The following is an 18,852-nucleotide window of genomic DNA, read 5'->3' as shown; positions in this document are numbered from 1 at the left end:
TTTTTTCGTTTTTGTCCGTTATGAAATTATCAATAAAAAGGGGAATTACTTCCCCCGGTACTGTAGATGCAGCAGCGGATAAGGCCTGCCATGGTCGTCTGTTGCTGAACGACCCACCTGTACAAATCCCATCTTTTCATAAAACTTCACGGCCTGCTGGTTTTGCTCGTTGACGTCGGTTGTCAGCCCGGAAGTGAGCGATAGAGCGTGCTGAATGAGCATTTTGCCAACACCGGTACCGCGGTGGTCTGGATCTACAAACAGCGCATCCATATGGTTTTCTGACAGCAACATAAAGGCCACTGGCTTATCCTGCTCGTTTGCTGCAACCCAGAGCGGAGCTGCCGGCAGGAAAGTGCGAACCTGCTGCTCTATTTCTGCTCTGTCCTGAGATGAAAGGAAATGGTGTGTGGCATCAACCGCCCGACGCCAGATATCTACTAGTGCATCACCTTCGTCCGAACGTGAGTGACGAATGACAATCTTCATTTTATTCTCCTTAATACCAGCCACTATTCTACCTTTTTTTATTGGGTGAAACTTTCTCACCTTTGCAGTGAGAGCCTCGACATTTCGCTGATTTCTGGGTATTGTCAGCTATCTGGATGTCTAAACGTTTATACGTATGCTTTTGAGGTAACAAGGTTATGCCGATTCGGGTGCAGGACGAGCTACCAGCCGTCAATTTCTTGCGTGATGAAAACGTGTTTGTGATGACCGCTTCACGCGCTACGGTTCAGGAAATTCGTCCTCTGAAGGTACTGATCCTGAACCTGATGCCGAAGAAAATCGAAACGGAAAACCAGTTTCTGCGCATGCTCTCCAACTCGCCGCTGCAGGTGGATATCCAGCTGCTGCGTATCGATGCTCGTGAGTCACGGAACACGCCGACCGAGCACCTGAACAATTTTTACTGTAACTTTGACGATATCCGCGACGAAAATTTCGATGGTCTTATCGTCACCGGTGCCCCCCTGGGGCTGGTTGAATTTAATGATGTGGCGTACTGGCCGCAGATCCGCCAGGTTCTGGAGTGGGCCAAAGAGCATGTCACCTCAACGCTTTTTGTCTGTTGGGCGGTACAGGCTGCGCTGAATATCCTCTACGGCATTCCCAAGCAAACTCGCAGCGAAAAGCTCTCAGGCATTTACGAACACCGTATTCTTCATCCTCATGCGCTGCTGACCCGTGGTTTTGACGATGAATTCCTGGCGCCGCACTCCCGCTATGCGGATTTCCCGGCTGATCTCATTCGTGACTACACCGATCTTGAGATCCTGGCCGAAACCGAAAACGGTGATGCCTATCTTTTTGCCAGCAAAGACAAGCGTATCGCGTTTGTGACCGGCCACCCGGAGTACGATCCCCTGACGCTTGCCGGTGAATACTTCCGTGACGTAGAAGCGGGCTTAAACCCGGAAGTGCCATATAACTACTTCCCAAAAAATGACCCACAAAATCCGCCGAAGGCGAGCTGGCGAAGTCATGGAAACCTGCTGTTCACCAACTGGCTTAACTATTACGTCTACCAGATAACGCCATACGATCTCCGCCATATGAATCCTACGTTGGAGTAATCTCCTGCGAAGATCGATCCTAAAGCGTTTCAGCATTCCACTACAGGCACCCTCGGGTGCCTTTTTTGTTTTTGAAATTACACTCACCAGGCAGGATAAGTTTATTTCTTTTGTTATCAATATGTTGTGAATATTTTAAATTGAAAATGGAAATTGTTTTTGATTTTGGAAATTAATTGAGTAGTCTTAATTGTGCTGAACGAAAACTGCACAACGATCCTGCGTTCACGTTGGGGAGAACCGTTGAGGATCGCTAATGAGGAGCTACGCAATGACACAACAGGCAACAACCATCGAAGAACTGGCTTTTAGCCAGCCATATGGCGAACAGGAAGAGCAGATCCTGACGCCGGAAGCCGTCGAGTTCCTGAGCGAGCTGGTGACGCGTTTTACGCCGAAGCGTAACAAGCTGCTGGCTGCACGTATCAAACAGCAGCAGGATATCGATGCCGGTCAGTTGCCAGATTTTATTTCGGAAACTGCTTCCATTCGTGAAAGTCAGTGGACAATCCGTGGTATCCCGGCAGATTTACAGGATCGACGTGTTGAAATCACCGGCCCGGTCGAGCGCAAAATGGTGATTAACGCGCTGAATGCCAATGTGAAAGTGTTCATGGCCGATTTTGAAGATTCTCTGGCACCGGACTGGAGTAAAGTGATCGACGGTCAGATTAACCTGCGCGATGCGGTTAATGGCACCATCAGCTACAGCAACGAGGCAGGGAAAACCTACCAGCTGAAACCAAATCCGGCGGTACTGGTTTGCCGCGTGCGTGGCCTCCATTTACCGGAAAAACACGTGACCTGGCGTGGTGAAGCCATTCCCGGCAGCCTGTTTGACTTCGCGCTCTATTTTTTCCATAACCACAAGAAATTGCTGGCAAAAGGCAGCGGCCCCTATTTCTATCTGCCAAAAACTCAGGCCTGGCAGGAAGCCGCCTGGTGGAGCGAAGTGTTCAGCTATGCGGAGGATCGTTTCTCTCTTCCACGCGGCACTATTAAAGCCACCCTGCTGATTGAAACGCTGCCGGCGGTATTCCAGATGGACGAGATCCTGCATGCGCTGCGCGATCACATCGTTGGCCTCAACTGTGGCCGCTGGGATTACATTTTCAGCTATATCAAAACATTGAAAAACCATCCTGATCGTGTTCTGCCGGACCGCCAGGTGGTGACGATGGACAAACCTTTCCTCAGCGCATACTCGCGCCTGTTGATTAAAACCTGTCATAAACGCGGCGCGTTTGCGATGGGCGGGATGGCGGCGTTTATCCCCAGCAAAGATCCTGAGCGCAACAATCAGGTGCTGAACAAAGTGAAGGCGGATAAAGAGCTGGAAGCGAAGAACGGCCACGACGGTACCTGGATTGCCCATCCGGGACTGGCTGATACCGCCATGGCGGTGTTCAACAGCGTACTGGGCGATAAGCCAAATCAGCTGTCGGTCAGCCGCGAGGCCGATGCACCGATTACCGCTGAACAGCTGCTGGAACCTTGTGATGGCCCGCGCACCGAAGAGGGAATGCGCGCCAATATTCGCGTCGCGGTGCAGTACATCGAGGCATGGATCTCGGGTAACGGCTGCGTGCCTATCTATGGCCTGATGGAAGACGCCGCCACGGCGGAAATCTCCCGTACCTCTATCTGGCAGTGGATCCATCACCAGAAAACGCTCAGCAACGAAAAGCCTGTGACCAAAGCCTTATTCCGCCAGATGCTGGCTGAAGAGATGCTGGTTATTCAGGACGAGCTCGGCGAGCACCGCTTCAGCAGCGGACGTTTTGACGATGCCGCGCGCCTGATGGAGCAAATCACCACATCAGATGACTTAATCGACTTCCTCACCCTGCCAGGCTACCGCCTGCTTGCGTAAACCACCACATAACAATATGGAGCATCTGCACATGAAAACCCGTACCCAACAAATCGAAGAGTTACAGAAAGAGTGGACAAACCCGCGCTGGGAAGGCATTCGCCGCCCATACAGCGCAGAGGAAGTGGTGAAATTACGCGGCTCGGTGAATCCGGAATGTACGCTGGCGCAGCTGGGTGCAGCCAAAATGTGGCGCCTGCTGCATGGCGACGCCAAAAAAGGTTATGTGAACAGCCTCGGTGCGCTGACCGGTGGTCAGGCGCTGCAGCAGGCTAAAGCGGGGATCGAAGCTGTTTACCTCTCCGGCTGGCAGGTGGCGGCTGACGCCAACCTGGCATCAAGCATGTATCCGGATCAATCGCTGTACCCGGCGAACTCGGTACCGGCGGTGGTGGATCGTATCAACAACACCTTCCGCCGCGCGGATCAGATCCAGTGGGCATCCGGCATCGAACCAAACGATCCGCGTTATACCGATTATTTCCTGCCCATCGTGGCGGATGCGGAAGCGGGTTTCGGCGGTGTGCTGAACGCATTTGAGCTGATGAAATCGATGATTGAAGCCGGTGCAGCGGCTGTTCACTTCGAAGATCAGCTGGCATCGGTGAAGAAGTGTGGGCACATGGGCGGCAAAGTGCTGGTACCGACTCAGGAAGCCATTCAGAAACTGGTTGCCGCGCGTCTGGCTGCAGACGTCATGGGCGTCCCGACGCTGTTGATTGCCCGTACCGATGCGGATGCAGCAGATCTGGTGACCTCTGACTGCGACGAGTACGACCGCGAGTTTATTACCGGCGAACGTACCAGCGAAGGCTTCTTCCGTTCCCGCGCCGGGATTGAGCAGGCTATCAGCCGTGGTCTTGCCTACGCGCCGTATGCCGATCTGGTCTGGTGTGAAACCTCTAAACCAGACCTCGATCAGGCTCGCCGCTTCGCCGAAGCGATTCACGCTCGTTTCCCGGGTAAACTGCTGGCCTACAACTGCTCACCGTCGTTTAACTGGCAGAAGAACCTCGATGACAAAACGATCGCCAGCTTCCAGCAGCAGCTCTCGGAGATGGGCTATAAGTATCAGTTCATCACCCTGGCGGGTATCCATAGCATGTGGTTCAACATGTTCGATCTGGCCCACGCCTACGCTCAGGGCGAAGGCATGAAGCACTACGTCGAGAAAGTACAGCAGCCGGAATTTGCGGCCGCTAAAGACGGCTACACCTTTGTTTCTCACCAGCAGGAAGTGGGAACAGGCTACTTCGACAAAGTCACCACCATCATTCAGGGTGGAGCTTCGTCCGTCACCGCGCTGACGGGCTCAACGGAAGAAGAGCAGTTCTGATGTTTTCCCCCTCTCCCCGTCGGGGAGAGGGCTGGGGTGAGGGGGAAAGAGATGACGCGTGGCCTGGAATTACTGATTGCCCAAACTATTCTGCAGGGCTTCGACGCTCAGTATGGTCGTTTTCTGGAAGTCACTTCCGGCGCCCAGCAACGTTTTGAACAGGCCGACTGGCATGCGGTTCAGCAGGCCATGAAGCAGCGAATTCACCTCTATGACCATCACGTTGGTCTGGTGGTGGAACAGCTGCGCTGTATTACCGATGGCAGAAATCCGGACGCCGCTTTTTTGCTGCGGGTGAAGGAGCATTACACCGACCTGCTGCCCGACTACCCTCGCTTCGAGATTGCGGAGAGCTTTTTTAACTCCGTCTATTGCCGGTTATTTGACCACCGTTCGCTGACTCCCGAGCGGTTATTTATTTTCAGCTCGCAGCCCGAGCGGCGCTTTCGCACCATTCCTCGCCCACTGGCGAAGGACTTCTTCCCCGATCATGGCTGGGAACCGTTGCTAACGCGAATGCTCACCGATCTGCCTCTGCGCCTCCCCTGGCAGGATAAAGCGCGAGACGTGGGGTATATCACCGCTCATCTGCTGGAGGCCCTTGGTGCTGAGACACTTCAGCAGAGCCACCTGCAGATAGCCAACGAGCTGTTCTATCGCAACAAGGCGGCCTGGCTGGCTGGAAGGCTGGTCACTCCGATGGCAACTCTGCCGTTTTTGCTGCCGGTTCATCGCAGCGACGAAGGTGAGTTGTTTGTTGACGCCTGCCTGACGACTCACGCCGAGGCGAGCATTGTTTTTGGTTTCGCTCGTTCCTACTTCATGGTTTATGCACCCCTACCAGCCGCGCTGGTCGAGTGGCTGCGTGAGATCCTGCCTGGTAAAACCACCGCCGAGCTGTATATGGCTATCGGCTGTCAGAAGCATGCGAAGACCGAGAGCTACCGTGAATATCTGAATTACATTTCGACCGCCGACGAGCAGTTTACCGAGGCGCCCGGAATTCGCGGCATGGTGATGCTGGTGTTTACCCTGCCGGGCTTTGACCGGGTGTTTAAAGTCATCAAAGACCGATTTGCTCCGCAAAAGGAGATGACGGCGGCACACGTGCGGGCCTGCTATCAGCTGGTTAAAGAGCACGACCGTGTAGGAAGAATGGCGGACACCCAGGAGTTTGAAAACTTTGTGCTGGAAAAACAGCAAATTGACCCGGCGTTGATGGCGTTATTACTGACAGAGGCACCGGGAAAAATCACCGATCTTGGCGATCGTATTGCTATCAGCCACCTCTACATCGAACGGCGGATGGTGCCGCTTAATCTTTGGCTGGAGCAGGTTAACGGCCAGGCGCTGCGCGACGCTATTGAGGAATACGGCAACGCCATTCGCCAGCTGGCGGCGGCCAATATTTTCCCCGGTGACATGCTGTTCAAAAACTTCGGCGTGACGCGCCACGGGCGGGTGGTATTCTACGATTACGATGAAATTTGCTATATGACTGAGGTGAATTTCCGCGACATCCCGCCGCCGCGCTACCCGGAAGACGAGCTTGCCAGCGAGCCCTGGTACAGCGTCTCACCCGGGGATGTCTTTCCTGAAGAATTCCGTCACTGGCTGTGCGCTGACCCACGCATTGGGCCACTCTTTGAAGAGATGCATGCCGACCTTTTCCGGGCCGACTACTGGCGCGGGCTGCAAACGCGGATTAAGCTCGGGCATGTAGAAGATGTCTATGCCTACCGTCGTAAGCAGAGGTTTTGCATCAGGTTTTCTCCCTCTTCCTGAGGGAGATGGCTGGTCTTAACGGATCCCACCGTAAGCCAGCGTGACCTCTTTCGCCGCCTTAATCACCAGCGCACCAAGCTCGGTCACCCGGTCGTCGGTCATACGGGAAATCGGCCCGGAGATAGAAATGGCTGCGAACGGCTCGCGGTGTTCGTCATAAATACAGGCCGCAATGCAGCGCAGTCCCAGCGCGTGCTCTTCATCATCAAATGAGTAGCCGCGTTTGCGTATCTGGGCCAGATCTTCTTTCAGATGGACCGGGGAAACCAGCGTCGCGTGGGTGTAGGCGTGTAGCCCCTTGCGGTGCAGAAGGCTGGTGACCTGTTCTTCGCTGAGCTGCGCCAGAAAGGCCTTGCCTGCGCCGGAGGCGTGCATCGGCAGTTTTCCGCCGATGGGGGCCGACATACGCATCAGCTGGGTACACTGCACCTGGTCGATAATAATCGCCTGATGATCGCTCTGGTCGAGCACCGCCAGATTCACCGTCTCGCCTGAGTCTTCCATCAGCGCGCGCAGGATAGGGTGGACAATTGCCAGCAGATTTCGGCTTTGCAAAAAGCTACTGCCGACGATAAAGGCATGGGCACCCACCGTCCAGTGGCCTAAATCACCCACCTGGCGGACAAACCCTAACTGCTGCATGGTACTGAGCAGACGATGCGTGGTGGAGTTTGGCAGCCCGGCCTGCTGCGCGAGTTCGGTCAGCGCGACGCTGCCGTGGGATTCCGCTATCCACTCCAGGAGCTTAAGCCCACGGGTCAATGACTGAACTTGCCCGCCAGCGGGGGCGGCGGCAGGGGCGGGCTTTCTGCCACGCTTAGCGGGAACGGTAGCAACCATGGCGGACTCCTTTTCTGTATCGTGGAAATCATTTTCGTTTTATTTGATTATAATGCAACCGTTATCCACACTGATCGGAGGAGTCATTGTGAACATGTCTCATGTTCCCGCTGAGTACCTTTTCCACCCTGCGAGATTATGCCAGTATGGACTGCTGGTCTTTTGGCCTGGTTGAGCGTTGTCGGGAGCATGTGTGAGTAACAAAGTTGAGCAGTTGCATCAGCAGTTAAAAGAACGAATCCTGGTTCTGGATGGGGGCATGGGCACCATGATCCAGAGCTACCGTCTTGAAGAGCAAGATTTTCGCGGTGAGCGCTTCGCCGACTGGCCTTGCGACCTGAAAGGTAACAATGACCTGCTGGCGATTACCCAGCCGGAGACGATTGCCGCTATCCACTACGCCTACTTTGAGGCGGGGGCGGATATCATTGAAACCAACACGTTCAACTCCACGACCATCGCCATGGCGGATTACCAGATGGAATCCCTGTCGGCGGAAATCAACTATGAGGCGGCGAAGCTTGCCCGCGCCTGCGCCGACGAGTGGACGGCCCGTACGCCGGAAAAACCGCGCTATGTGGCCGGGGTGCTTGGCCCGACCAACCGTACCGCCTCGATTTCACCGGATGTGAACGATCCGGCGTTTCGTAACGTCACCTTTGACCAACTGGTGGAAGCGTACCGTGAATCGACCCGGGCGCTGGTGGAGGGCGGCTCAGACCTGATCCTGATTGAAACCGTCTTCGACACCCTTAACGCCAAAGCGGCGATTTTTGCCGTAAAAGAAGAGTTCGAGGCGCTGGGCGTTGAGCTGCCGATCATGATTTCCGGCACCATCACCGATGCCTCCGGGCGTACGCTCTCCGGGCAAACGACCGAAGCTTTCTACAACTCTCTGCGCCATGCCGATGCGCTCACCTTCGGCCTGAACTGCGCGCTGGGGCCAGACGAACTGCGTCAGTATGTGCAGGAGCTGTCGCGCATTGCCGAGTGTTACGTTACCGCACACCCGAATGCCGGGCTGCCGAACGCTTTTGGTGAGTACGACCTTGATGCCGATACCATGGCGGCCCAGATCCGCGAATGGGCGGAAGCCGGTTTTCTCAACATCGTCGGTGGCTGCTGTGGTACCACGCCGGAGCACATCGCCGCAATGTCACGTGCCGTTGAGGGCTTAACGCCTCGCGCACTGCCGGATCTGCCGGTAGCCTGCCGTCTGGCGGGGCTTGAACCACTGAATATTGGCGATGACAGCCTGTTTGTGAACGTGGGTGAACGCACCAACGTGACCGGTTCGGCTAAGTTCAAGCGTCTGATTAAAGAAGAGAAATATAACGAAGCTTTGGATGTTGCACGCCAGCAGGTGGAAAGCGGCGCGCAAATCATCGATATCAACATGGATGAAGGGATGCTCGACGCCGAAGCGGCGATGGTGCGTTTCCTTAACCTGATTGCTGGTGAGCCGGACATCGCCCGCGTGCCTATCATGATTGACTCCTCAAAATGGGAAGTTATCGAGAAAGGGCTTAAATGTATTCAGGGCAAAGGCATCGTTAACTCCATCTCGATGAAAGAGGGAGTTGAAGCCTTTATCCACCATGCGAAAAAGGTCCGTCGCTACGGGGCTGCCGTGGTGGTGATGGCGTTTGACGAAGTCGGCCAGGCTGACACCCGCAAGCGTAAGATTGAAATCTGCCGCCGTGCTTACCAAATCCTCACCGAAGAGGTGGGATTCCCGCCGGAAGACATTATTTTCGATCCGAACATCTTTGCTGTGGCCACCGGTATCGAAGAGCACAACAACTACGCTCAGGACTTTATCGGCGCCTGTGAAGACATCAAACGTGAGCTGCCGCATGCGCTGATTTCCGGCGGCGTGTCGAACGTTTCGTTCTCGTTCCGCGGTAACGACCCGGTCCGTGAAGCCATCCACGCGGTGTTCCTCTACTACGCCATTCGCAACGGCATGGACATGGGGATCGTCAACGCCGGGCAGTTGGCTATTTATGACGATCTCCCCGCCGAGCTGCGCGATGCGGTAGAGGATGTGATCCTCAACCGTCGTGACGACAGCACCGAGCGGATGCTGGAGCTGGCAGAGAAATACCGCGGCAGTAAAGCGGACGATGGTGCGAGCGCCCAGCAGGCCGAATGGCGCTCCTGGGATGTCAAAAAGCGTCTCGAATACTCGCTGGTGAAGGGCATTACCGAGTTTATTGAGCTGGATACCGAAGAGGCCCGTCAGCAGGCCGCGCGTCCTATCGAAGTGATTGAAGGGCCGCTGATGGACGGGATGAACGTCGTCGGCGATCTGTTTGGCGAAGGAAAAATGTTCCTGCCGCAGGTGGTGAAGTCCGCGCGCGTCATGAAGCAGGCGGTGGCTTACCTGGAACCCTACATCGAAGCCAGCAAAGAGAAAGGCTCCAGCAACGGTAAAATGGTGATCGCCACGGTGAAAGGCGACGTCCATGACATCGGTAAAAATATTGTCGGCGTGGTGCTGCAGTGCAACAACTACGAGATTATTGATCTCGGCGTGATGGTACCTGCGGAGAAAATCCTGAAAACCGCGCGGGAAGTGAATGCCGACCTGATTGGCCTTTCCGGGCTGATTACGCCGTCGCTCGACGAAATGGTCAACGTCGCCAAAGAGATGGAGCGTCAGGGCTTTACGATCCCGCTGCTGATTGGCGGAGCCACAACGTCCAAAGCGCATACCGCGGTGAAGATTGAGCAAAACTACAGTGGCCCGACGGTGTATGTGCAGAACGCCTCGCGCACGGTTGGGGTGGTGGCTGCGCTGCTCTCTGACACCCAGCATGATGATTTTGTTGCCCGTACCCGCAAAGAGTATGACACGGTGCGCATCCAGCATGCGCGTAAGAAACCGCGCACACCGCCGGTGACGCTGGAAGCCGCGCGTGAAAACGATTTTGCCTTCGACTGGAGCAGCTACACGCCGCCGGTGGCGCATCGTCTGGGCGTACAGGAAGTGAGCGCCAGCATCGAAACGCTGCGCAACTACATCGACTGGACACCGTTCTTCATGACCTGGTCGTTGGCGGGGAAATACCCGCGCATTCTGGAAGATGAAGTGGTAGGTGAAGAGGCAAAGCGCCTGTTCCACGATGCGAACGAGATGCTCGATAAGCTCAGTGCAGAGCAGCTTCTTACCCCACGTGGGGTGGTTGGGCTGTTCCCGGCGAACCGCGTTGGCGATGACATCGAGATTTATCGCGATGAAACCCGGACCCATGTTCTGACGGTCAGCCATCATCTGCGTCAGCAGACCGAGAAAAACGGCTTTGCGAACTACTGCCTCTCTGATTTTGTCGCCCCGAAACTGTCCGGTAAAGCCGACTATATCGGCGCATTCGCGGTCACCGGCGGGCTCGAAGAGGATGCGCTGGCGGAGGCGTACGAAGCGCAGCATGATGATTACAACAAAATCATGGTGAAAGCGATCGCCGACCGCCTGGCCGAGGCGTTTGCGGAATATCTTCACGAGCGGGTGCGTAAAGTGTACTGGGGTTACGCCGCCAATGAGAATCTCAGCAATGAGGAGCTCATTCGTGAAAACTACCAGGGCATTCGCCCGGCGCCAGGCTATCCCGCCTGCCCGGAGCACACCGAGAAGGGGACTATCTGGCAACTGCTGGATGTAGAAACCCATACCGGAATGAAGCTCACCGAGTCGTTTGCCATGTGGCCAGGCGCATCGGTTTCAGGCTGGTACTTCAGCCATCCGGACAGCAAATACTACGCGGTGGCGCAAATTCAGCGCGATCAGGTAGAAGACTATGCCCGCCGTAAGGGGATGAGCGTGGCGGAAGTTGAGCGATGGTTAGCGCCGAATCTCGGCTATGACGCTGATTAAAACATCTTTTCTTACAACAAACAGGGCGCTCTTAGAGCGCCTTGTCTCTTTATTGAACATAAACCCTTATACTGGAGGAAGGCTTTCACGCCTCAGGAAATAGATAACGATAAGGAGAACCTGATTCCGTGTTAACTCTGTTACACCTGCTTTCTGCCGTATCCCTGCTGGTGTGGGGAACCCATATTGTCCGTACAGGCGTCATGCGCGTGTTTGGCGCACGGTTACGTACCGTGCTCAGCAGCAGCGTGGAGAAAAAACCGCTTGCCTTCTGTGCCGGTATCGGCGTCACGGCGCTGGTACAGAGCAGCAACGCCACAACCATGCTGGTGACCTCGTTCGTCGCTCAGGATCTGGTGGCGCTCACCCCGGCGCTGGTGATTGTGCTGGGTGCCGATGTGGGGACCGCGCTGATGGCGCGTGTGCTGACATTCGACCTCTCCTGGCTGTCGCCGCTACTGATATTCCTCGGTGTCATCTTCTTCCTGGGCCGTAAACAGACGCGGGCCGGGCAACTCGGGCGCGTCGGGATAGGCCTCGGGCTTATTCTGCTGGCGCTTGAGCTTATCGTTCAGGCGGTCCATCCGATAACCGAGGCCAGCGGCGTGCAGGTGATCTTCGCCTCGCTGACCGGCGATATCATGCTCGATGCACTGATTGGCGCCGTGTTTGCCCTGATCAGTTACTCAAGCCTTGCTGCCGTGCTGTTGACCGCAACGTTAACCACGGCGGGGGTGATTTCATTCCCGGTGGCGCTGTGTCTGGTGATTGGTGCCAACCTTGGCTCCGGGCTGCTGGCGATGCTCAACAACAGCGCTGCTAACGCCGCAGCTCGCCGGGTGGCGCTCGGCAGCCTGCTGTTTAAGCTGGTGGGTAGTCTTATCATCCTGCCGTTCGTGCATGTACTGGCTAACGTGCTGCATAAACTACCGCTGCCGGAAGCGGAGCTGGTGATTTACTTCCACGTCTTCTACAACCTGATCCGCTGCCTGGCGATGGTGCCCTTTGCAGAGCCGATGGCGCGTTTCTGTAAACGAATGATCCGCGATGAGCCTGAGCTGGATGCGCGCCTGAAGCCTAAACATCTGGACTCTACCGCACTGGATACTCCGGCGCTGGCGTTGGCCAATGCCGCCCGGGAGACGCTGCGCATGGGTGATGCCATGGAGCAGATGCTGGATGGTCTGCACAAAGTGATGCACGGCGAGCCGCGCGAAGATAAAGCACTTCGCAAGCTGGCCGACGACATCAACGTGCTGTACACCGCTATCAAACTCTATCTGGCGCGTATGCCGAAGGATGAGCTGGCGGAAGAGGAGTCGCGTCGGTGGGCAGAAATCATTGAAATGTCGCTGAACCTCGAGCAGGCGTCGGACATCGTTGAACGAATGGGTAGCGAGATCGCGGATAAATCGCTGGCTGCGCGGCGAGCCTTCTCCATTGAAGGGCTGAAAGAGCTGGATGCATTGTTCGATCAGTTGCTGAGTAACCTGCAGCTGGCGATGTCGGTGTTCTTCTCCGGCGACGTGCCGAGCGCTCGCCGCCTGCGCCGCAACAAGCATCGCTTCCGCATCCTTAACCGTCGCTATGCGCACGCCCACGTTGACCGTCTGCATCAGCAAAACGTGCAGAGTATTGAAACCAGCTCGCTGCACCTGGGCCTGTTGGGCGACATGAAGCGTCTGAACTCGCTGTTCTGTTCGGTTGCCTACAGCGTGATGGAACAGCCCGACGAAGATGACGACCGGGATGATTATTGATCTACAACTGGGGATGCACTTTAGCTTTTAAGCGTTAATCCCATACCCAACGCATTCATCACGGCGAGAGTCGTTTTGAGCGTTGGGTTACCTTTCTCACTAAATGATCGATAAAGCTGCTCGCGGGACAGTCCCGTTTGTGCAGCGATTTTTGTCATTCCTTTGGCTCGAGCCACCACGCCGAGCGCTCTGGCAATATAGGCTGCATCACCTGTTTCAAAGGCGTCAGCCATGAAGGCAGCGGCTTCCTCATCATTGACTAATGCCAGCGCAGGGTCATATTGGGTGAGCTTATTCATGTGCAAGTACCTTGTTCAAATCCAGAGAATTGGCTAGCGATTTAGCAAGCGTAATGTCTTTGCCCTGAGTCTGCTTATCGCCCCCACATAGCAGGATAATCAGAAGGTTGCCATGCTGTTTGAAATAGACTCGGTAGCCGGGGCCATGATGGATACGCAGTTCGCTGACGCCTTCCCCTATGGGCTTTACGTCTCCCGGCAAGCCATTAGCAAGACGGAAAAGACGTGCCGCGATTATGGTTTTAAGTCGCCGGTCTTTTAGCTGTGCTTCCCAACGGCGAAATACCTCTGTCTGGGCAATCTCCTTCATAATACTCCCTGTATTTTATAAACTACATCCGTTTAAGACAAGCCAGCAGACAGAATAGGTAGCGTTTTAGTGGGGGTAAATGAGGTGGAATGAGATCTGGAATGCTGCTCGAGAGACAACACCATTTGTCCGGAGGCAAACCTAAGGTATATTTCGCCTTTACAGGAGAAACTATGCTGCCAGCTCAATCAACCCGATTAAACAAATACATTAGCGAAAGCGGAGTTTGCTCGCGTCGTGAAGCCGACCGTTACATCGAACAGGGGAACGTGTTTATCAACGGTAAACGCGCCACCATTGGCGATCAGGTGGTGGCAGGCGACGTGGTGAAGGTCAACGGTCAGCTTATCGAGCCCCGCAATGAAGAAGACCTCGTGTTTATCGCGTTGAACAAACCGGTGGGGATTGTCAGCACCACCGAAGACGGTGAGAGAGATAACATCGTCGACTTCGTTAACCACAGCAGCCGTATCTTCCCGATTGGCCGTCTTGATAAAGACTCGCAGGGTCTGATTTTCCTTACCAACCATGGCGACCTGGTTAACAAAATTCTGCGTGCCGGTAACGACCACGAGAAAGAGTACATCGTCACGGTCAATAAGCCGGTCACCGACGAATTCATTCGCGGTATGGGCGCAGGTGTGCCGATTCTGGGGACCGTCACCAGGAAGTGTAAGGTCAAAAAAGAGGCGCCGTTTGCGTTTCGAATTACGCTGGTGCAGGGCTTAAACCGCCAGATCCGCCGTATGTGTGAGCACTTCGGCTATGATGTGACGAAGCTTGAACGTACGCGCATCATGAACGTTAGTCTGAGTGGGATCCCGCTGGGCGAGTGGCGTGATTTAACCGGTGATGAACTGATCGAGCTTTTTAAGCTTATCGAAGATTCATCGTCGGAGGCCAAACCGAAAGCAAAACCGAAGGCAAAGCCTAAAACTCCGGCTGGGGCGGCGAAAAAACCTGCCAGCAGCAGCGGAAAAAGCATGGCCAAAACGCCCGCAGAAATGGCAAACCGTAAACGCTTTACCGCCCCAGGGCGTAAGAAGAAAGGGCGCTAATCAGCGCCTTCCGCGGGTCGGTGTATTCGCCGACCAGGAAAACGATGCTTCACTATCTGGTTTATAAGCCTGCATTTTCTTCAACTTGCGGGCCTTTTTCGCTTCAGCTTCACGCTGTGCCATCAGCTTGTCGATGTACTCTTTCTTAACGTGATTGGTTTCGGCGTTGCTGAGCGGCCGTCCATGGGCAATGCGTGCGCGGTCGAGCAGCGTTTTCAGCTCTCGCTGCTCGCTTTCGGTCATGTCTTTCTGGGTAAGTCGTGGTGTTGCCATCACTGAAGCCTCCTGACAGGGGGCTTCAGTGTATGTCTGCGGGGCGATTATTCAAACAAATTATGATGCAGTTTTTGCACGACCTGTTCGGCATCGCTGCCCGGCACCAGGAAGCACAGATTGTAGCTGGAGGCACCGTAGCAAATCATACGGATATTGAACGGCTCCAGCACCCCGAAGACCTCTTTACCAACGCCACAGGCTTTGGAGAGGTTGTTGCCAATCAGTGCGACCAGCGCTAACCCTTCTTCCACCTCAACCCGGCACAGCGACGACAGCTCGGTCAGCAGCGCCTGAGTCAGCAGCGTATCGCCGGTGGAGGTAGAACCTGTAGTGTCGAGCGTCAGTGCAATACTGACCTCAGAGGTGGTAATCAGGTCGACCGAAATGCTGTGTCGCGCCAGAATGCCAAATACCTCGGCAAGGAAGCCACGGGAATGCAGCATGTTCAGGCTGTGCAGCGTCAACAGCGTCTGGTTACGGCGCAGCGCGAGGGCGCGGAACAGCGGCGGGTTTTCGATTTCGTTGCACACCAGCGTGCCGCCCGCTTTCGGATCTTTACTCGAGCCGACAAAGACCGGAATTCCGCAACGCACCGCAGGCAGCAGCGTTGCCGGATGCAGGACTTTTGCGCCGAAGGTGGCCATCTCGGCCGCCTCGCCGAAGGCGATCTCCGGGATGCGCTGTGCAGCGGGTACGATGCGTGGATCAGTGGTGTAGATCCCCGGGACATCGGTCCAGATATCAACGCGGGAAGCCTGCAGTGCTTCACCCAGCAGCGCGGCCGTGTAGTCACTACCACCGCGCCCAAGGGTAGTGGTGCGGCCTTTGGCTTCGCTACCGATGAACCCCTGGGTGATAACCAGCCCCTCTTCAAGACGCGGTGCCAGTTGCAGCGTGCAGAGCTCCGCCAGGGAAGCGATATCCGGCTCTGCACGACCAAAGCGATCGTTGGTACGCATGACTTTGCGAGCGTCAAACCACTGGGCGACGATACCCCGCTCGCGCAGGATTTCAACAAACAACAGCGTGGACATCAGTTCGCCGTGGCTCACCAGCTCATCCGTCAGCGCGGCGGAAGAGGCGAGCGATGCCGCTTCCGCAAGGGTGGTGAGGTTTTCCAGCAGGCGCTCAATCTCCTCGCGGATCACGTTCGGATGGCGCAGGCGTTCAAGAATATCGAACTGAACTTTACGAATGGCATCAAGCCTGGCGAAGCGCTCGGTGGTTTCCAGACCTTCCGCCAGGGCGACCAGCAGATTTGTGACTCCGGCAGAGGCTGAGAGGACAACCAGGCGGGCATTGGGATCGGCCAGGACTACGTCCGCACTCCGGCTCATTGCGTCGTAGTCAGCAACGCTGGTACCGCCGAATTTGGCGACAACTAAATTCGTCATAACAACCTCGTGTCAGGAAAAATGAAAAGCGACCATGGCACAAGGGCAAACCGGTAACCGAGCCAAGCGCACGTGCTATCCCCGTCGTCTTTCAAGCTGCATTTTTGTTGGCTGCGTCCACTCACCCCAGTCACATAGTTATCTATGCTCCTGGGATTCCTGGACTTGCCGCCTCAATGCAACTCGAAATCCATTGGGTACGTATCCATAAATAAAAGCTGAGCGCTGCGCTGTCAACGCTGGGGTTATGCGGATTTTTCATGCCGCCATCACATTCAGTAATACGGCTTATAACATTGGGTTTTCCTGCCGATTTTTAGCCACTTTTGCCCTCAATCTGAAAAACCATCACAATTTTGCCCGGCAGGCGCTACAATCGACCGAAGTCACAATTCTCAATTCAGAAGAGTATTGCTATGAAAAATATCAACCCAACGCAGACTTCCGCCTGGCAGGCACTACAAAAACACTACGACGAAATGAAAGACGTTACGATCGCGGAACTCTTCGCGAAAGATAACGATCGTTTCGCTAAGTTTTCCGCGACGTTTGACGATCAGATGCTGGTGGATTTCTCCAAAAACCGCATCACTCAGGAGACCCTGAACCTCCTGCAGGATCTGGCGAAAGAGACGGACCTGGCGGGTGCCATTAAGTCCATGTTCTCCGGCGAAAAAATCAACCGCACCGAAGACCGTGCCGTGCTGCACGTCGCGCTGCGTAACCGTAGCAACACGCCGATTCTGGTTGACGGCAAAGACGTCATGCCGGAAGTGAACGCCGTACTGGAAAAGATGAAGCACTTCTCTGAAGCCATCATCTCCGGTAGCTGGAAAGGCTACACCGGCAAAGCCATCACTGATGTGGTGAACATCGGTATCGGTGGTTCTGACCTCGGCCCGTTCATGGTGACCGAAGCGCTGCGTCCGTACAAAAACCATCTCAACATGCACTTTGTTTCCAACGTCGATGGCACCCACATCGCCGAAGTGCTGAAGAAAGTGAACCCGGAAACCACCCTGTTCCTGGTTGCCTCCAAGACCTTCACCACCCAGGAAACCATGACCAACGCCCATAGCGCGCGCGACTGGTTCATGAGCACCGCAGGTGACAACAAACACGTAGCGAAACACTTCGCAGCGCTTTCCACCAACGGTAAAGCCGTGGGCGAGTTCGGTATTGATACCGCCAACATGTTTGAGTTCTGGGATTGGGTAGGCGGCCGTTACTCTCTGTGGTCCGCTATCGGCCTGTCCATCATCCTGTCCGTTGGCTTCGACAACTTCGTGCAGCTGCTGTCCGGCGCACATGCGATGGACAAACACTTCTCCACCACCGCACCTGAGAAAAACCTGCCGGTACTGCTGGCGCTGGTGGGGATCTGGTACAACAACTTCTTTGGTACCGAAACAGAAGCCATTCTGCCGTACGACCAGTACATGCACCGTTTCGCGGCGTACTTCCAGCAGGGCAACATGGAGTCCAACGGTAAGTACGTTGACCGTAACGGCAACAAAGTTGATCACCAGACTGGCCCAATCATCTGGGGCGAGCCGGGTACCAACGGTCAGCACGCGTTCTATCAGCTGATCCACCAGGGCACCAAAATCGTTCCGTGCGATTTCATCGCCCCGGCCATCAGCCACAACCCGCTGTCCGACCACCATCCGAAGCTGTTGTCTAACTTCTTCGCACAGACCGAAGCGCTGGCGTTTGGTAAATCCCGTGAAATGGTTGAGCAGGAATATCGTGACCAGGGTAAAGACCCGGCAACGCTGGACTACGTGGTACCGTTCAAAGTGTTCGAAGGCAACCGCCCGACCAACTCCATTCTGCTGCGTGAAATCACCCCGTTCAGCCTCGGTGCACTGATTGCACTGTATGAGCACAAGATCTTCACTCAGGGCGCAATCCTGAACATCTTCACCTTCGACCAGTGGGGCGTTGAGCTTGGTAAGCAACTTGCCAACCGCATTCTGCCGGAGCTGAGTGATGATAAAAACATCAACAGCCACGACAGCTCCACAAACGGTTTGATCAACCGTTATAAAGCCTGGCGCAGTTAAGTCATTAAGGCATCGCCATCCGGCGATGCCTTTTCTTTTTCTACCTGTCTCGAATTATTCGATTATTCACCTTTCATTAATAAAGCCACAACAATGCCAGGCTCTATTGTCTGAATGCGTTGGATGGCCTATTTCATCATCGCTATAGAGAGTAATCAGGATTATCCTAAAAAGCCTTAATGCTATTTTTATAATGGCTGAATAATTAGGATTATCTTTATATTGTATTGCGCTATCTTATTGATAATTATCATGCATGTATATTTAATTTAATCCATTCATATTTCTCGCCAGTATTCCTAAAACACTCTCGTTTATTCTCCGTGACGTAATTCGCTGGTATTAGTTGTGTATACTCGACCCCGCCTGTTTATTTCAGGTATATCTCCATTCATTCATTG

14 protein-coding genes are annotated in these 18,852 nt (G+C 54.8%); 8 read left to right on the top strand and 6 right to left on the bottom strand.

Annotated elements, in window-relative coordinates; genetic code table 11:
• Window positions 1-45: 45 nt before the first annotated feature.
• Entirely contained in the window at window positions 46-489 is a 444-nt protein-coding gene (locus GYRE_RS02985; protein ID WP_038252865.1) for an acetyltransferase, read from the bottom strand.
• A gap of 158 nt (window positions 490-647) precedes the next feature.
• Between GYRE_RS02985 and metA the strand changes: the two genes are divergently transcribed.
• The 4 genes from metA (at window position 648) to aceK (ending at window position 6,571) form a co-directional block, all read left to right on the top strand.
• Window positions 648-1,577: a homoserine O-acetyltransferase MetA gene (gene metA / locus GYRE_RS02980; RefSeq protein WP_006816649.1), complete on the top strand. Its 930-nt coding sequence runs from the start codon at window positions 648-650 to the stop codon at window positions 1,575-1,577.
• A gap of 271 nt (window positions 1,578-1,848) precedes the next feature.
• Window positions 1,849-3,450, top strand: a complete 1,602-nt coding sequence (aceB, locus tag GYRE_RS02975; RefSeq protein ID WP_038252864.1) for a malate synthase A — start codon at window positions 1,849-1,851, stop codon at window positions 3,448-3,450.
• Between the two features lie 31 nt (window positions 3,451-3,481).
• Window positions 3,482-4,786, top strand: coding sequence for an isocitrate lyase (gene aceA / locus GYRE_RS02970; protein ID WP_038252861.1), 1,305 nt, complete (start codon window positions 3,482-3,484; stop codon window positions 4,784-4,786).
• 51 nt (window positions 4,787-4,837) lie between these two features.
• Window positions 4,838-6,571 (top strand): bifunctional isocitrate dehydrogenase kinase/phosphatase, encoded by a 1,734-nt coding sequence (gene aceK / locus GYRE_RS02965; RefSeq protein ID WP_038252859.1) that lies wholly within the window; start codon window positions 4,838-4,840, stop codon window positions 6,569-6,571.
• A gap of 15 nt (window positions 6,572-6,586) precedes the next feature.
• On the opposite strand, the gene iclR is transcribed toward aceK, so the two are convergent.
• Window positions 6,587-7,411 carry a glyoxylate bypass operon transcriptional repressor IclR gene (gene iclR, locus GYRE_RS02960; RefSeq protein ID WP_006816653.1) on the bottom strand — a complete coding sequence of 275 codons (825 nt, stop codon included), beginning with the start codon at window positions 7,409-7,411 and terminating at the stop codon, window positions 6,587-6,589.
• A gap of 193 nt (window positions 7,412-7,604) precedes the next feature.
• On the opposite strand from iclR, the gene metH reads away from it, so the two are divergent.
• The gene (gene metH, locus GYRE_RS02955) at window positions 7,605-11,288 is read left to right on the top strand and encodes a methionine synthase (protein ID WP_038252857.1); all 3,684 of its coding nucleotides are present in this window, start codon (window positions 7,605-7,607) and stop codon (window positions 11,286-11,288) included.
• Window positions 11,289-11,416: 128 nt separating this feature from the next.
• Window positions 11,417-13,048, top strand: a complete 1,632-nt coding sequence (locus GYRE_RS02950) for a Na/Pi cotransporter family protein (RefSeq protein WP_038252855.1) — start codon at window positions 11,417-11,419, stop codon at window positions 13,046-13,048.
• Between the two features lie 20 nt (window positions 13,049-13,068).
• Here the strand turns inward: GYRE_RS02950 and GYRE_RS02945 are convergent, their stop codons facing one another.
• Complete coding sequence (locus tag GYRE_RS02945) at window positions 13,069-13,347, bottom strand: addiction module antidote protein (protein WP_038252853.1); 279 nt, start codon at window positions 13,345-13,347, stop codon at window positions 13,069-13,071.
• Entirely contained in the window at window positions 13,340-13,657 is a 318-nt protein-coding gene (locus GYRE_RS02940; RefSeq protein WP_038252851.1) for a type II toxin-antitoxin system RelE/ParE family toxin, read from the bottom strand. The genes GYRE_RS02945 and GYRE_RS02940 overlap by 8 nt, the downstream gene beginning before the upstream one ends.
• 173 nt (window positions 13,658-13,830) lie before the next feature.
• On the opposite strand from GYRE_RS02940, the gene rluF reads away from it, so the two are divergent.
• Window positions 13,831-14,715 (top strand): 23S rRNA pseudouridine(2604) synthase RluF, encoded by an 885-nt coding sequence (gene rluF / locus GYRE_RS02935; RefSeq protein ID WP_038252849.1) that lies wholly within the window; start codon window positions 13,831-13,833, stop codon window positions 14,713-14,715.
• On the opposite strand, the gene GYRE_RS02930 is transcribed toward rluF, so the two are convergent.
• The gene (locus tag GYRE_RS02930; RefSeq protein WP_006816658.1) at window positions 14,716-14,988 is read right to left on the bottom strand and encodes a YjbD family protein; all 273 of its coding nucleotides are present in this window, start codon (window positions 14,986-14,988) and stop codon (window positions 14,716-14,718) included.
• A gap of 47 nt (window positions 14,989-15,035) precedes the next feature.
• Window positions 15,036-16,385 carry a lysine-sensitive aspartokinase 3 gene (lysC, locus tag GYRE_RS02925; RefSeq protein ID WP_038252846.1) on the bottom strand — a complete coding sequence of 450 codons (1,350 nt, stop codon included), beginning with the start codon at window positions 16,383-16,385 and terminating at the stop codon, window positions 15,036-15,038.
• Between the two features lie 416 nt (window positions 16,386-16,801).
• On the opposite strand from lysC, the gene pgi reads away from it, so the two are divergent.
• Window positions 16,802-18,451: a glucose-6-phosphate isomerase gene (gene pgi / locus GYRE_RS02920; RefSeq protein ID WP_038252844.1), complete on the top strand. Its 1,650-nt coding sequence runs from the start codon at window positions 16,802-16,804 to the stop codon at window positions 18,449-18,451.
• Window positions 18,452-18,852 lie beyond the last annotated feature (401 nt).

It is taken from the genome of Yokenella regensburgei ATCC 49455, assembly GCF_000735455.1.
Lineage (GTDB): Bacteria > Pseudomonadota > Gammaproteobacteria > Enterobacterales > Enterobacteriaceae > Yokenella > Yokenella regensburgei.
Note: the sequence above shows the minus strand (reverse complement) of the source record. Positions and strands in the feature narration are given on the sequence as shown.

Excerpts from the sequence above, each read along its gene's own strand:
- rluF (WP_038252849.1), top strand. The coding sequence starts at position 13,831 with ATGCTGCCAGCTCAATCAACCCGATTAAACAAATACATTAGCGAAAGC.
- GYRE_RS02940 (WP_038252851.1), bottom strand. The coding sequence starts at position 13,657 with ATGAAGGAGATTGCCCAGACAGAGGTATTTCGCCGTTGGGAAGCACAG.
- pgi (WP_038252844.1), top strand. The coding sequence starts at position 16,802 with ATGAAAAATATCAACCCAACGCAGACTTCCGCCTGGCAGGCACTACAA.
- iclR (WP_006816653.1), bottom strand. The coding sequence starts at position 7,411 with ATGGTTGCTACCGTTCCCGCTAAGCGTGGCAGAAAGCCCGCCCCTGCC.
- GYRE_RS02945 (WP_038252853.1), bottom strand. The coding sequence starts at position 13,347 with ATGAATAAGCTCACCCAATATGACCCTGCGCTGGCATTAGTCAATGAT.
- aceA (WP_038252861.1), top strand. The coding sequence starts at position 3,482 with ATGAAAACCCGTACCCAACAAATCGAAGAGTTACAGAAAGAGTGGACA.
- aceK (WP_038252859.1), top strand. The coding sequence starts at position 4,838 with ATGACGCGTGGCCTGGAATTACTGATTGCCCAAACTATTCTGCAGGGC.
- GYRE_RS02930 (WP_006816658.1), bottom strand. The coding sequence starts at position 14,988 with ATGGCAACACCACGACTTACCCAGAAAGACATGACCGAAAGCGAGCAG.
- lysC (WP_038252846.1), bottom strand. The coding sequence starts at position 16,385 with ATGACGAATTTAGTTGTCGCCAAATTCGGCGGTACCAGCGTTGCTGAC.
- metA (WP_006816649.1), top strand. The coding sequence starts at position 648 with ATGCCGATTCGGGTGCAGGACGAGCTACCAGCCGTCAATTTCTTGCGT.
- aceB (WP_038252864.1), top strand. The coding sequence starts at position 1,849 with ATGACACAACAGGCAACAACCATCGAAGAACTGGCTTTTAGCCAGCCA.
- GYRE_RS02985 (WP_038252865.1), bottom strand. The coding sequence starts at position 489 with ATGAAGATTGTCATTCGTCACTCACGTTCGGACGAAGGTGATGCACTA.